This is a genomic window from Clostridium saudiense, assembly GCF_000577815.1.
Lineage (GTDB): Bacteria > Bacillota > Clostridia > Clostridiales > Clostridiaceae > Clostridium > Clostridium saudiense.
This window is the reverse complement of the sequence record NZ_CBYM010000003.1, coordinates 99019-113839: the sequence shown is the minus strand read 5'-3', so window position 1 is coordinate 113839 and position 14821 is coordinate 99019. Positions and strand designations below refer to the sequence as shown.

Annotated in this window: 13 protein-coding genes; 10 read left to right on the top strand and 3 right to left on the bottom strand. The window is 27.5% G+C overall.

The window, feature by feature from the left end; all coding sequences use genetic code 11:
- The first annotated feature begins 53 nt into the window (after positions 1-53).
- Complete coding sequence (locus TY07_RS02810) at positions 54-1451, top strand: FAD-binding oxidoreductase (protein WP_042395014.1); 1398 nt, start codon at positions 54-56, stop codon at positions 1449-1451.
- Positions 1452-1582: 131 nt separating this feature from the next.
- Here TY07_RS02810 and TY07_RS02805 read toward each other — a convergent pair whose 3' ends face one another.
- Both TY07_RS02805 and TY07_RS02800 read right to left on the bottom strand, forming a co-directional pair.
- Entirely contained in the window at positions 1583-1975 is a 393-nt protein-coding gene (locus TY07_RS02805) for a YmaF family protein (protein WP_042395012.1), read from the bottom strand.
- A gap of 83 nt (positions 1976-2058) precedes the next feature.
- On the bottom strand, positions 2059-3186 hold the full coding sequence (locus TY07_RS02800) for a hypothetical protein (protein WP_052330587.1): 1128 nt from the start codon (positions 3184-3186) through the stop codon (positions 2059-2061).
- Between the two features lie 203 nt (positions 3187-3389).
- Between TY07_RS02800 and TY07_RS02795 the strand changes: the two genes are divergently transcribed.
- From TY07_RS02795 to TY07_RS02765, 7 genes are all read left to right on the top strand, one after another.
- A complete protein-coding gene (locus TY07_RS02795; RefSeq protein ID WP_042395009.1) occupies positions 3390-3974 on the top strand; it encodes a BRCT domain-containing protein in 585 nt (194 codons plus the stop codon).
- Between the two features lie 27 nt (positions 3975-4001).
- A complete protein-coding gene (gene hisJ, locus TY07_RS02790; RefSeq protein ID WP_042395006.1) occupies positions 4002-4796 on the top strand; it encodes a histidinol-phosphatase HisJ in 795 nt (264 codons plus the stop codon).
- Between the two features lie 19 nt (positions 4797-4815).
- Positions 4816-5493, top strand: coding sequence for a hypothetical protein (locus tag TY07_RS02785; RefSeq protein ID WP_042395213.1), 678 nt, complete (start codon positions 4816-4818; stop codon positions 5491-5493).
- 155 nt (positions 5494-5648) lie between these two features.
- A complete protein-coding gene (locus tag TY07_RS02780; RefSeq protein WP_042395003.1) occupies positions 5649-6518 on the top strand; it encodes a tRNA 2-thiocytidine biosynthesis TtcA family protein in 870 nt (289 codons plus the stop codon).
- Positions 6519-6851: 333 nt separating this feature from the next.
- Positions 6852-7040, top strand: coding sequence for a DUF4250 domain-containing protein (locus tag TY07_RS02775; protein WP_042395001.1), 189 nt, complete (start codon positions 6852-6854; stop codon positions 7038-7040).
- Between the two features lie 205 nt (positions 7041-7245).
- A complete protein-coding gene (locus TY07_RS02770) occupies positions 7246-8934 on the top strand; it encodes a putative bifunctional diguanylate cyclase/phosphodiesterase (RefSeq protein ID WP_052330585.1) in 1689 nt (562 codons plus the stop codon).
- An 88-nt stretch (positions 8935-9022) separates the two neighbouring features.
- The gene (locus tag TY07_RS02765; protein ID WP_042394999.1) at positions 9023-10387 is read left to right on the top strand and encodes an MATE family efflux transporter; all 1365 of its coding nucleotides are present in this window, start codon (positions 9023-9025) and stop codon (positions 10385-10387) included.
- A gap of 55 nt (positions 10388-10442) precedes the next feature.
- On the opposite strand, the gene TY07_RS02760 is transcribed toward TY07_RS02765, so the two are convergent.
- Complete coding sequence (locus TY07_RS02760; protein ID WP_042394996.1) at positions 10443-11162, bottom strand: polysaccharide deacetylase family protein; 720 nt, start codon at positions 11160-11162, stop codon at positions 10443-10445.
- A gap of 310 nt (positions 11163-11472) precedes the next feature.
- On the opposite strand from TY07_RS02760, the gene TY07_RS02755 reads away from it, so the two are divergent.
- Both TY07_RS02755 and TY07_RS02750 read left to right on the top strand, forming a co-directional pair.
- The gene (locus TY07_RS02755) at positions 11473-12759 is read left to right on the top strand and encodes a uracil-xanthine permease family protein (protein ID WP_042394993.1); all 1287 of its coding nucleotides are present in this window, start codon (positions 11473-11475) and stop codon (positions 12757-12759) included.
- Between the two features lie 158 nt (positions 12760-12917).
- Complete coding sequence (locus tag TY07_RS02750; protein WP_078061279.1) at positions 12918-14777, top strand: sensor domain-containing protein; 1860 nt, start codon at positions 12918-12920, stop codon at positions 14775-14777.
- Positions 14778-14821: the final 44 nt, after the last annotated feature.

Genomic DNA, 14821 nt, shown 5'->3' with positions numbered 1-14821 from the left:
AGTAAAAAGAGAGATAAAAAACATTATTTAATAAACAATATTGAGGTGAAATAATGATTAACTACGATTATGGAAGATTAACTGGTGAAATTATTACTAGGGAAGATTTTGAATATGAAGAAGAAAGAAAAGCATGGAACAGGGCGATAGAGAAGTATCCACTAATAATTGTATATTGTAAAACAGAAGATGATATCAAAAATGCAATTATATTTGCAAAGGCTAATTCACTTTCAATAAGAATAAGAAATGGACGCCACCATTATGAAGGATATTCTAACGGAAATGATGTAGTAGTAATTGATGTAAGTAAAATGAATAAAATATACATGGATGAAGAAAATGAAAGAGTAAAGGTACAAGCTGGAGTAAGAAATAGAGAGTTGTATGAAGCTACTGGTAGAAAAGGATATCCATTTCCAGGTGGGGGATGCCCTACAGTAAGTGCAGTTGGATTTACTTTAGGTGGAGGCTGGGGATACTCGGCAAGGCTTTTAGGACTTGGATGTGATAGATTAGTTGAAGTTGAATTAATAGATTGCAATGGCCAAACTATAGTTTGTAATAAGGAAGTAAATGAAGATTTGTTTTGGGCATTAAGAGGTTGTGGTGGAGGTAATTTTGGTGTAGTTACTTCTATGACTTATAATTTACCACCTAAAATTGATATGGTTACATTAGTTAATATAGATTTTACACATATAGATTTTGAAGAAAATGTTAATTTGCTTGAAAAATGGCAAGAGATTTATAAGGTAATGGATAAAAGGGCTAATTTTAAGTTAGCTTGTTATAATTCAAGTGATAGAGGCAAAGGTGTTAAAATAGTTGGATTAGTATATGGAGATAAAAAGCTGACAAATGAAATACTAAAGCCGATTAAAGATATTGTATCTCAAGGAAGTTATAAACTTGATTATATAGATATTTTTGAAGCAAATAAAATAATTCAAGATAGTCATCCAGAATTTGAAAGATATAAAAGTGCTGGTAGATTTGTTTATAAGGATTATACTAGAGAAGAAATTACTAAACTTTTAGAATTAATTGATGAAAGAGCGGAAGGAGCTACTTATACAGCAATAACTTTTTATGGATTAGGTGGAGTAATAAAAGAAGTTAAAAGTGATAGTACAGCTTTCTATCATAGAGATGCACAATTTATCTTAGGATTCCAATCAGTGTGGGAAGAACCGAGGTTTGCACCAGTAAATAGAAAATGGTTTGTAGAAAAGTTAGAGTACATAAAATCCATAACAGATGGTGGATTTATTAATTTCCCATGTGAGGAGATAAATAGTCAATCAAAAAGTTATGAAGAGGAATATTACGGGGAAAATTCAGAGTTATTAAAATTAATAAAAGAAAAATATGATAAAGACGATTTCTTTAATTTTGAACAAGATATTCGAATAGAGAGAAAATTGTTTTATGATTTCCTTGTTAGATAATATTAAAAAAGGTATTATTAGATAATAAAAAGAACAGTAGAGGTATTTATTCCTCTACTATTTATTTGTACTATTTATTTGTTATTTTCTTTATAAAGATAAAGATTAGATTATTAAGATAAAAATACTACTTAGCAATCAGAATTGCTTTCATCTACAGTAGGTGCTTCTATTAAAGTAGCAAAGATATATTCATGACGATGTCCATCAACAGTTGTAGTATAGCCTTTTACTAGATGAACATGTTTGCCATTACCTACATATATTGCAGGACCTGTAGTATCACAAATTTTATGATGGTGATCTACAAAGTCTGTATTAGTAGATAGCTTATGAACATGTGATTTACCATATTTTATAGCTTCACCAGTAACTCCAGCAAAACGATGGTTGTGTTTATCATCGCATTCTTCAGCAAACATTGTTGAACCTTCAAATTCATGAACATGATCATCTACAGTATTTTCTGAATTGTCATCACTTTGGTAATTAGAATATCTACATCTATTATATCTAGTACTCATAAAAATATTCCTCCTCATTTGTTGTTATAATATATAATATGATTAGGCCAAAAAAGTTGACATAATTTTTTGTTGAAAATATATTAATTTAATGAGTTTTCCCAGTAATTTAAAAAAGTGATAATATCTTTTAAGGTTGGACTCTTAGCATTTCTTACATAATAACCAGATGTTGCAGTTCCTAAAACTAGTGAAAGTTGAGTAGAAAGTCCTAAGACTTGTCCAAAGCAGAAGCCGGCATTAAAATTATCTCCAGCACCTGTAGTTAATTTTGGATTTGGTTCGTAAGGCCCAGGAGTATAATAGTATTTCCCATTACATACTGCACATGCTTCCTTTACAGGATGAATTACTAGTGTATTGATACTTAATCTTTTATAAAGCTCTATTATAAGATTTTTTAAAGGAATTTTATTTTCTTGTGAAGTTACTCCAAAGATTTCTCCAATTTCATAGGCTTCTTTTTCATTCAATCCTAAAATAACATTAAATTTAGATGAAAATTCTTTTAATAATGATAAGGCTTCTAAAACATCAGATTTTAATCTATTTTCAGGATCTGCTAAATCAAAGAAGATATATTTATTATCTTTTTTATTTAGATTAGGAAGTACTTCATTAATTAAACCTTTCCAAATTTGAGCCATATAAGGAAGCATAGTCCAGTTTTCTAATCCTACTAAGGTTGAACTATCAATAATGGAGGTTAACTTTTCTACTCCAACTTTTTCTTTGATCTTATTCCAATTAACATCTTTTAAGCATTCACGTTTGCCAATCATAAGTTTTCCGTCTAAAAATTCAACTGCATCTGTAAGGCCAGGATTTGAAATAGAAATTATATTACATTTCTTAGACATTTCAATAAAAACGGGATTAATAGAATCTTCACCAAGGGCACCTATATAATTTATATTTAAGCCATAGGTAGACAAAGCATTGCTCATAATAGGCCCATTACCACCAAGTTTGCTTTGAAGAGGAATAAATTCAACATTTGAGCTTAATCCAGCAGCTTTACTGATAAAATCGCCGAATTCACTTAATGTTTCCATTCTAATATAGTTATTTGCATCAGTTCTTGTTTTAACAACATGAAGGATTTGATCAACAAATCCATCTAACCCCATTACTGCATTAATATTTACATTATTATGTTGCTCTAGAAAAGTAATTAAGGAGTTAATGTCAGTTTTTAATTTTTCATTCAATTAAAATTCCTCCAATCAATAAAAATAATAGGTTTAAAAATTGATAATAAATAATATAAAATTTGATTTCATAATATATATATAGTGATTTTTAATAAATATGTTAGTATTCTTTAGTTTAATAAAATGATATAATATAAGTTAAATGAAAATTAGTGCTAAAGAAAAATGAAGTTAGGATTTAGATTAAGGGATGATAAAAGATGCAGGATAGAATAGACTACAAAAAAATAGATTTTAATTCAGCAAGAGAGATATTAGGTGGTAAAAATGTTGTTTTTACAGGTAGAGGTTTTTTAGTAAGAGGAGAACTGATGAGGCTTGCAAGACAGGCAGGGGCTAATGTTGATACTGTAGTAACGAAAAAATGTGATCTTTTAATTGTTGGTGAGAAAGCAGGTAGCAAGCTTAGAAAAGCAAAAGTTTTGGGGTGTGAAATAATTACTACAAATGATTTTAAAGATATTTTAGAAGGTAAAATAAGTAATGTAGAAAATGATATTGATGAAGACATATTAAATATAAATACTAATGAAAATATAAATGAAGTGATATATATTTTGAGAAAAAATATATTATTGCTTATAAATAATGAAGCTATTAAAATGAAAACTATTAGAAATATAAAATTAAATGGTGGAAATATTATAGAGAATTTTGAAGAGGAAAAGGTTGATTTAATAGTTTATCAGCCAAGCTCTAAAATAACTAATATTTTAGATAAAGCTAAAAAGGATAATATAAATACAATTATTTTAGGGGTTTTTAATAAAATGCTTATGAATTGATTAATAAAATAATTGGGAGGAAATAAGTTGAATAGTAAGAGAGATGGACATGTACACAGTCATTATTGTCCACATGGAAGTAATGATAGTTTTGAGGAGTATTTAACAAAGGCAATAGAATTAGGAATAGAAGAAATTACATTTACAGAGCACATGACTATGCCAGAAGGTTTAGTTTTATATGGAATAGATAAGGAGTTTTTAAGCTCGGCTGCTCCTAATATAGAGGAAATGAAAAAATATTTAAAAGAAGCAAGTTATTATAAAGAAAAATATAAAGATAAAATTAAAATAAATGTTGGATTAGAAGTAGATTATTTAGAAGGTTATGAAGAGTTTACAACAAATATGCTTAATGAATATGGAAAGTATTTAGATGATGCGATTATCTCTGTTCATATAGGAATGTATGATGAAAAATATTATGCATTTGATTGTATTGAGTCATTTGAAGAGTTATTAAATAAGTTGGGAAGTGTAGAAAAAATATATAATTTATATTATAATACATTATTGAAGGGAATAAAAAGTAATTTAGGAAATTACAAGCCTAAAAGGATTGGGCATCCTACATTAATCAGGATATTTAATAAGCTATATCCTATTAACTATAAAAATGATAAATTATTTGAAGAAATAATTAATGAAGTTAAATTAAGAAATTATGAATTGGACTGTAATACAGCCGGATTAAGAAAGCAGTATTGTGGAGAAAAATATCCAAGTGGAGATTTGTATGATTTAGCAATAAAAAATAATATACAAATGGTTTATGGATCTGACTCTCATGAAGCTAAGGATGTTGGGTTCAACTTCAAATAATATAATTGGAGGAAGAGATATGAGAAGCATAAGGTTAAAAAAAATAATTGCAGTAGCAATGATATTTGTTATGGGAGCATCAGTTTATGGATGTACAGGTACAAATGCTTCTGGAAGCAAAAATGATGATGTTGTAGTTGAAGACTCAAATTCAAATAACGATGGTGCAAATGATGAAACAGTAGTTGAAGATGAGGAAGAAAATAATGAACAAATAAGCAATACAGAAGAAAATTCTGAGGATAAATCTAAAGTAGAAGTATTTAAATTATACTCTAAAGATGCAGAACAAGGAGCAGAAATTAATTTAGGTGAAGTTGAAATTAATAAAAATGAATCGTTAGAGAATAAACTATCAAAAATTGCAAGTGTATTAAGTGAAAAAGCTTTTGATAATTTACCAATATCTCTTACTGAAATTAAAGACATAGATGGAAAGAAGATTGCTGTATTTAATTTAGATGAAATGGGTAATAATGCTGGAGATGTACAATTTTCAGATTATGAAGGAATAAGTTGGTATAACAATTTCTTTGCAGGATCAACGGGTGGAGAGATAACTGAATACACTTTAATAAGAAACTTATTACAAACTGAATATACTGGAGAATGGATTGATGGTGTAGAATTTACATACAAAGGTTCTAAAATTGAGTTTGATCATGTACCAGAGCTAGGAGAAATTAATTACAGATAAATGTAATTTTAAATTAAATTTTGTTAATTTAATAAAGGTTGTATCATAATTGATGCAACCTTTATTTTACATGACATAAACTATTGTAAATAGTTGCTTTTATTATATAATTTAAGTAAAATAAATTTTGTTATTAAAAATACGAGGTGATAAAGATGAGTGGTATAGCAGGTAATGGGTGCGCAAGAATAGTACCAGAAGAAGCTAAAAAGACTCTTGAGGAAATAGAAAGAAGTATTGTTAAAAGGTATAGAAAACCAATATGGTCTAAATTTATAAAAGCAGTTAAGGATTATCAATTAATAGAAGAAGGTGACAAAATAGCAGTTGCTATTTCAGGTGGGAAAGACTCGCTATTAATGGCAAAGTTATTTCAAGAATTAAAAAAACATGGTCAAGTAAATTTTGATGTAGAGTTTATAGCAATGGATCCAGGATATCATCCACAAATAAAAGATTTATTAATAGAAAACTGCGAGCATTTAAATATTCCAGTACATATTTATGAATCAAAAATCTTCGAAATAATTGATGAAAAAGCAAAAGATTATCCATGTTATCTTTGTGCAAGAATGAGAAGAGGATCATTATATAATAAGGCTAGAGAATTAGGATGCAATAAGCTTGCATTAGGGCATCACTATAATGACGTAATTGAAACAACTATGTTAAATGTTCTTTATGCAGGAAACTTTAAAACAATGTTACCTAAATTAAAGGCTGATAACTTTGAAGGTATTGAACTTATAAGACCACTTTATTATGTAGAGGAAGAAGCAATAATAAGATTTATTAAGTATACTGGATTATGGCCACTTAATTGTGCTTGTATGGTTGCTGCAGAAAAGATTGGTAATAAGAGACATGAAATTAAGGATATGATAGCTGAGTTGAAGAAAAACTTTAATGATGTTGATAAATCTATATTTAAGGCTGCGGCAAACGTTAATATGAATTCTATTTTAGGATGGGAAAAGGATGGAGAAAAGTATTCGTTTTTAGACCCAGAAAATCCAAAGAAATAAATCAATAAAGCGGAATAAAACAGGATAGGTTGCTAATACTAAATATATAATATTTAGTGGAGGTGTTGTTATGGCTAAGAAAGGTCAAGAGGCCACTTGGGAAAATGATCACTTTAAAGGGCCCCAAAAACCAAGAGCAGCAAAAGTACCAGAAGTAAATCCTGTTGGAAATGGAAAATAAAATATATTTTATATAAAGTAAATATAAATAAAAAAATAAGCTAAAGTACTAAAAAGGTATGTACTTTAGCTTATTTTTATATAAAATATAAGTATGGGGAAAATTTGGATAATGTGTAATTAAAATAACATATATAGATTATGGAGGTAAAAATGGATAAAGAAACATTAATAAAAATGGATCCTAATATACTAGTAAGTATGGTTAATATGAAGTTAAGAGATTATTATTCAAGTTTAGATCAGTATTGTGAAGATATTGGGATTGAAAAAGAATGTATCGAAAAGAGACTTGAAACTATCGGATATAAATATCATACAGATATAAATCAATTCAAATAGTTTTTTCAGTAATGATATTAATAAATAGTTAGATAATTAAAAAGAGGTAATGTATATGAAATTGAAAAAAATAGGGAAAATTGCAGTAGTTATCGCTGCATCAACAGCATTAGTTACTACATTGATTAATGATAAGAAGAATAAAGAGAGTACAAGTAACGAATAGTAGTATATTTACTACAAAATTCGAAATAGGGGTAGTAATATGAATATAGGCAAGGGGAAGAAAAACGCAAATGAAAATGTCTGCTCAGAGTTTGAGGGACTGTATGGGGCTATTATTTTTATAGATATAAAAAATAAAAAAGTTAGTTTGCGCGGCAATTTAAAAAGTATATTTGATATTAAATGTAACAATCTTAATATTTCAATAGATGAATTTTGTGATTATATTCATGAAAATCATGTTGAAAAATTTCTTTGTTTATTTAATGAGTGTAATTTAGCTAAAAAAGATTTTAAGTTACAGCTAAAAAGTCCTTGTCTTGAAATGGATAACTGGATTAAAATTCATTTAAATAAAGTAATAGTTGAAGAAGAAGTTATAGGATATGAGGGATACGTTAGTAAAGTAATTGATTCGAATGAAGATGAAGTAGCACCATTAGAAAATACACCTTATTTAGATGAAGTTACAGGATTGCATAAAAGAATTTATTTAAAAGATAAAATAGATTTTTATTTAGGGATAAATAAAAATTCTAATAACAAAAGTGCATTAATTATATTAGGATTAGATAATTTTAAATATATAAATGATACTTTTGGAGTTACATATGGAGATAAATATTTAAAATCAGTTGCTAGAGAGCTTAAAAATAAAATTATTAGTGATGATTATATTTGTAGACTTGAAGGCGATGAATTTTTAATATTTTTACATAATGCTACAACATTAACAGAGATAGAAACTAAGGCACAATCTATTATAGATGTTTTTAATAAATCGTATAACATAGAAGGAAAACAAGTACATGTTACAACAAGCATAGGGATAGCAATTTATCCAGATGATGGATATAGATTTGATGAGTTAATAAAAAATGCAGATGCAGCAATGTATGAGGCAAAAACAAAGGGAAAGAATCAGTATCAATTTTTTAATGATAGTATTGCACAAGCAATGGATAGAGCATATAAAATACAAAATAATCTGATGAGTGCAATTGAAAATGAAGAAATGTATGTTGTATTTCAACCAAAGGTAATTTTAGCTCATGAGAGAGTAAATGGATTTGAAGCATTAATTAGATGGAATAATAAGGAGATTGGTAACGTTCCTCCAAATGAATTTATTCCTGTTGCCGAAAATAATGGAATGATAGTACACTTAGGAAATTTTGTTTTGAGGGAAGTTTTTAAGAAAGTTGATTTGTTGTTAAAGTCAGGATATTCAAATTTTAAAATTGCAGTGAATTTATCTGATGTACAATTACGAAATCAAAAGTTAATAACTTATGTAAAATATTTATGTGATATTTATAAGATTGATGGTAGATATATTGAATTTGAAATAACTGAAGGAATATTAATTAAATCCTATGAAGATACATTAAGATCATTATATGAGCTTAAAAAACTTGGTTCCACAATAGCATTAGATGATTTTGGAACAGGGTATTCATCATTAAATTATTTAACTAAACTTCCAATTGATGCATTAAAAATTGATAGAAGTTTTGTTATTGATATGATAGAAAATCATAAAAGTAGGTGGATTGTAGAAAATATAATACAGTTATCTCATAAGTTAGGCATAGAAGTTGTAGCTGAAGGCGTAGAACTTGAGGAGCAAGTTGATTATTTAAAATCAATTTTATGTGATATTGTTCAAGGTTATTTTTACAGTAAACCTGAATCTTTTGAAAAAGTGGTAAATTTATTAGAAAAATAATTAGATAATTACTAGTTAAAAAAATAGGAGTGGTAAAATTTTTATTGCTTCTATTTTATTGTGAAAAAATATAGAAGGAGAAAGATACATGAAGAGAAAAGTTGATCTAGTTTCAGGGAATATAATAAAAACATTAATAGCTTTATCTTTACCAATATTGGGGACATCGTTTATTCAAATGGCATATAGTTTAGTAGATATGATATGGATTGGTAAAGCAGGAAGTGCAGCAGTTGCAGCAGTTGGAACTGCTGGCTTTTTTGCTTGGTTTGGAAATTCATTAGTTTTAATAAGTAAGACTGGTGCAGAAGTTGGTGTGTCACAAGCCATTGGTAAAAATAATGAAAAAGAGAGGAATTCATATGTATATAGTAGCATAACATTATGTGTTTTAATGTCAATTATATATGGAGTTATTTTAATTTTATTTAGGAATGAACTTATAGGTTTTTTTAATTTAGGAGACGCAAATATAATAAAGATGTCTTTAGAATATTTAATTATTATTGCATTAGGAATGATATGTGCTTTTTTAAATCCACAATTTACAGGAATATTTACTGCTTCGGGAAATAGTAAAACACCATTTATAGTAAACACTATAGGATTAGTTATGAATATAATTTTAGATCCAGTTTTAATATTTGGGTTTGCTGGAATTAAACCATTAGGGGTAGTAGGTGCAGCTTTAGCAACAGTACTATCACAACTTCTAGTTACTCTTATATTTATATATACATTTATTAAAAATGGATATAATTTTAGTTTTAGTAATAAAAAATTTATTACTTTAAAGTATATAAAAAATATATGTATGTTTGGAGGGCCAACAGCAATCCAAAATTGTTTATTTACATTTTTCTCAATGTTGCTTGGCAGAATCGTAGCTAGTGCAGGACCAGTTTCAATAGCAGTTCAAAAAGTTGGATCACAAATAGAATCTATTTCATGGATGACTGCTGGTGGATTTGCAAGTTCATTAACTGCATTTATTGGACAAAACTATGGAGCTAAGAAATGGAATAGGGTATTAAAAGGATATAAGGTTACACTATTTATTTCTTGTTTATTGGGAATATTTACTACAATATTATTGGTGTTCTTTGGTAGAAGTATTTTTTCAATATTTATAAATGAAAGTGAAGCAATAGCACAAGGAATTGATTATTTGAAGATTTTAGGGTATTCACAATTATTTATGTGCTTGGAAATAACAACATCAGGAGCATTTTATGGAGTAGGAAGAACTGTTATTCCATCAATAATAGGTATTATTTTTACTGGGTTAAGAGTACCTTTGGCTATAATTTTATTTAGACCAGAGATTTTAGGGATAAATGGAGTATGGTGGAGTATTAGTGGAACAAGTATAGTAAAAGGAATAGTACTTGTATTACTATTTTCATTAATAGTAATAAGAGGCTTGAAAAAACAAATAAGCATAGAAGCTTAACATAATTTAAAAAGCTCATGTTAAAATATAATAATTAACATGAGCTTTTTATATATTATTTTTTTAGTACATGATAAATTTCAGGAGTATCCACAGTTATTTTTTCAAAGGTATAACCTTGGCTTTTATAATATTTAATTATACCTTTAATTGCTATAGCGGTATTTTTATTTGCATAAGCATTGTGCATTAAGACTACAACACTGTCTTTTGTAGATATAGATCTATTTAAGATAGTATCTGGAGAGGAGTTTGGATTTGCTCCGTCTAAAGTGTCCTGAGTCCAATCATATATTTTAAATCCATTAGAATGAACTGCATTTACCATTTCATTAGATATTCTATAGGTACTATTATTTGTTCCATAAGGGAATCTTAAAATGCAGTAATTTTCGCCAGTAACATCATAAAGGGCATTTTGAACTCGTTTCATTTCAGAAATGAAACCATCACAACTACTATAAAGTTTATTTCTTTCATGAGTAAAGCTATGTAGACCAATACTATGACCTTCCTCTTTCATTCTAAGTATTATATCTTCTTGACCTTTTATTTGATTACCTATTATGAAGAAGGTTGCTGGAACATTTTCTTCCTTTAATACGTCTAAAGTTTTTATAGTTACTTCTCCGCCAGGAGCATCATCAAATGTTAAATAAACAACCTTTTTCTTATTAAATTCTTTATTGTCATCATCACAATATGTGGTTATTTGGGGAAAGAGAAGTAATGCTATAAGAATAAATAAAGTTAAATTCGATAATTTTTTCATCATATAAAAATCACTCTTTTCACTATAAGATTAATAAGTACCTTTAGATTTAACTCATTTTTAGTATGTACAATTTTTAAAAATATATTTCTTGATATTTTATTTAAAAGAGTATATAATAACAAAAAAAGCTTTAAGTCGAATCAGAGAGTTCGGTAAGTTTCAAAAGTTTGTAGTATTAATTATTTTAATAGGGTTACTATAGCTTCTTACTGAATGTAAGAAGCATTTTTTTTGCCTTTAATAACAGTCCAGTGAGGCTGAAAAGGGGGAATTTAAAATTCTCCTTAAAAGAAAATAGGGAGGGTGTTTTATGGCACAATATACAGGTGAATTATTAAAAGAAAAGAGAAGTGTTAAGGATGGAGTAATGAAGGTTATTCTTGCAATGCAGCATCTAATAGCAATGTTTGGGGCAACAGTATTAGTACCTATATTAACAGGATTAGATCCATCAGTAGCATTATTTTCAGCTGGGATTGGAACATTAATATTCCATTTATGTACAAAGGGAAAGGTTCCGGTATTTTTAGGATCATCATTTGCTTTCATTCCAGTAATAGTAGCAGTTTCAGAAAAATATAATGGCGATTTAAGATATGCTCAAGGTGGTATTATTGTAGTTGGATTGATTTATGTAGCAGTATCTTTTTTAATAAAAAAGATAGGATTAAAGAATATTAAAAAAGTATTACCAGCTCAAGTAGTAGGACCAATGATAATAGTAATTGGTTTAAATTTAATTCCAACAGCTCTAGATATGACTGGAATAATGTCTATAGCTTCAGAAGGAAATGATGCTGTAGTAAGTGTAATAATAGCATGCATAACATTAGGAATAGCATTATTAATTAAAAAGTTTAGTAAAGGATTCTTATCTCAAGTATCTATTTTAATAGCTGTAGTAGTAGGATATGTAATTAGTTTAATGTTAGGATTAGTATCTACAGCAGAAATTCAAAGTGCAAGTTTAGTGGCTGTACCAAGTTTTACATTACCTAAATTTGATATTGGTGCGATTGCAATAATAGCACCAGTAGTTTTAGCTGTAGTAATGGAACATGTAGGTGATATTACTACAAATGGAGAAGTTGTAGGTAAAAACTTTATAGAAGATCCAGGCTTAAATAGAACATTACTAGGAGATGGGCTTGCGACTTTAGCAGCAGGATTTTTAGGAGGGCCAGCAAATACAACATATGGTGAAAATACAGGAGTACTTGCAATAACAAAAAATTATAACCCAGCAATATTAAGATTAACAGCTATTTTTGCAATATTATTAAGTTTTGTTGCAAAGTTTGGTGCAGCAATAAGAACAATACCACAGCCAGTAATGGGTGGAATAAGTTTAATGTTATTTTCAATGATAGCAATTGTTGGAGTTAAAACAATTAAAAGAGAAAAAGTTGAATTTAATATTTGTAATATCATTGTAATGGTAGCAATATTAATTATAGGTCTTTCAGGAAATTTTTTAGAAAAAGCAATAGGAATACAAATAACTGAAACAGTAAGTATATCAGGATTAAGTTTTGCAGCAATTATAGGTGTTTTACTTAATGTAATATTTACAAAATTAAAAAAAGAAAACAATTAAAAATATTAATTATAGCACTAAGTAATAGAAATATTATTTAGTGCTAATTTATTTTAATAAGAAAAATATACAATATATTAATAAATTTAGTAGAAATATATATATTTTTGTAAGTATATGATAAAATTAGTTTATAAATATATATTTTGGAGGTCATTATGAACCTAAATATTAAAAGTAATAAAAAAGTATATAAATATAATAAATTTTTTATATTATTTATGGGAATAACTATATTTCTTTTAGTACAGTATAATTTGATAAATTCAATAGAAGTTATAATGATAATGGTAATGGCTGTTTTAATACTTATTATTGAAGAGTGTTTAATAAGAATAAAAGTAAAAAATACTGAGTGTATTAAGTGTAGAGAAGGTTATGCTTTATCTATTGAAGCAATGAATGGAGCTATTTGGAAGTGGGATGATGATAAAAATAGTTTGTTTATTTCAGGAAAGATAAAGAATGAACTTGGAATAAAGAAAGAAAATATTACATTAGAAGAGTGGTATAGATATGTAGATGATTCGGAATGTGATAGAGTAAGAAATTATTTTAATAATATATGTTTAAATAGAATGTGCTTAGAATCAAATATTAAGTATAGGATAAAGGCAAAAGATGGACAGTTAATTCATATTGATTATACAGGAAAGGGTACTATAAAAGATAAGGTTTATAGTTTATCTGGAGTAATAACGGATGTTAGCAATGAAAAAAAGGCTGAACAAAAGATTCATTTTATGAATTATTATGATGATATAACAGGAATTCCTAACAGAAAGATGTTTACAGAAATATTTAAAGAGTTAATAAACGATAATCTTAGTTGTGGTACAAAGTTAGGATTAATTTTTTATGATATAGATAACTTTAAAAGTATTAATGATACTTATGGTCATGAAGTTGGTGATGAGATACTTTTAAAGCTTTCTGAAAGGGTAAATAAAGAATTAGATGGAAGACATACATTTGCTAGATTTGGAGGAGATGAATTTGTAATTGCTTTTTCTAGAGTACATGATGAAAATGAAATTAGAGAGTTATTAAATAAATTGTTGGTTAGTGTAAGAAAGCCAATTGAAGTTAATAATAAAAGTATATATTGCTCTATAAGTTTAGGGGTTAGTATGTATCCAAGAGATGCAGATAATTTAGATATACTATTAAAAACAGCAGATATGGCAATGCATAAAGCTAAAGAAGAAGGAAAAAATAGATTTAGATTTTTTGATGTTGATATTTTAACTTTATTAAGGAGACAATACGATATTGAAAAAGCATTGAGAACTTCCATAGAAAAGAAAGAAATATTTATGGTTTTTCAACCTAAAATATCTATTAAAGGTGAAAAAGTAAATGGATTTGAAGCATTAGTAAGATGGGTAAGCCAAGAGTTAGGGTTTGTGTCTCCTGCTGAATTTATTCCAATTGCTGAGAATACGGGATTTATTGTTGAGCTAGGAAAATATATTATTGAAGAAAGCTTTAAAAAATGTAGAGAATTATATGAGTCAAGTGATAATAAATTTCATATAGCTATTAATATATCTGATATTCAATTGAGAGAAGAGGGATTTATAGACTTTGTTTCAGCTTTACTTAATAAATATAACATACCTCCCGAATATATAGAGTTCGAAATTACTGAAGGGGTTATTATGCAATCAGTATCAAGAAATATAGAACTTTTATTAAATTTAAAGAAATTAGGTGTATCCATTGCTCTTGATGATTTTGGAACTGGATATTCATCATTAAGTTATTTAAAAAGATTACCAATAGATGTATTGAAAATTGATAAAAGCTTTGTAGACGGTATTGGTGTTGACGAAAAAAGTGAGTATATAGCAGAAAGTATAATAAAGCTTTCACACAGCTTAGATTTAAAAGTAGTTGCTGAAGGTGTAGAAACTAAGGAACAATTGGGATACTTAGATAAAATGAAGTGTGATATTGCACAAGGATATTATTTTAGCAAACCAGAAAAATTTGAAATTATAAAAGAAATGATATAAAAAATTTAATTTTTAAGCACAAAATGGCCTCTTAATGCGTATTA

Coding starts and splice junctions, on each gene's coding strand:
- TY07_RS02810 (WP_042395014.1), top strand. CDS start 54: ATGATTAACTACGATTATGGAAGATTAACTGGTGAAATTATTACTAGG.
- TY07_RS02805 (WP_042395012.1), bottom strand. CDS start 1,975: ATGAGTACTAGATATAATAGATGTAGATATTCTAATTACCAAAGTGAT.
- TY07_RS02795 (WP_042395009.1), top strand. CDS start 3,390: ATGCAGGATAGAATAGACTACAAAAAAATAGATTTTAATTCAGCAAGA.
- TY07_RS02785 (WP_042395213.1), top strand. CDS start 4,816: ATGAGAAGCATAAGGTTAAAAAAAATAATTGCAGTAGCAATGATATTT.
- TY07_RS02780 (WP_042395003.1), top strand. CDS start 5,649: ATGAGTGGTATAGCAGGTAATGGGTGCGCAAGAATAGTACCAGAAGAA.
- TY07_RS02775 (WP_042395001.1), top strand. CDS start 6,852: ATGGATAAAGAAACATTAATAAAAATGGATCCTAATATACTAGTAAGT.
- TY07_RS02770 (WP_052330585.1), top strand. CDS start 7,246: ATGAATATAGGCAAGGGGAAGAAAAACGCAAATGAAAATGTCTGCTCA.
- TY07_RS02765 (WP_042394999.1), top strand. CDS start 9,023: ATGAAGAGAAAAGTTGATCTAGTTTCAGGGAATATAATAAAAACATTA.
- TY07_RS02760 (WP_042394996.1), bottom strand. CDS start 11,162: ATGATGAAAAAATTATCGAATTTAACTTTATTTATTCTTATAGCATTA.
- TY07_RS02755 (WP_042394993.1), top strand. CDS start 11,473: ATGGCACAATATACAGGTGAATTATTAAAAGAAAAGAGAAGTGTTAAG.
- TY07_RS02750 (WP_078061279.1), top strand. CDS start 12,918: ATGAACCTAAATATTAAAAGTAATAAAAAAGTATATAAATATAATAAA.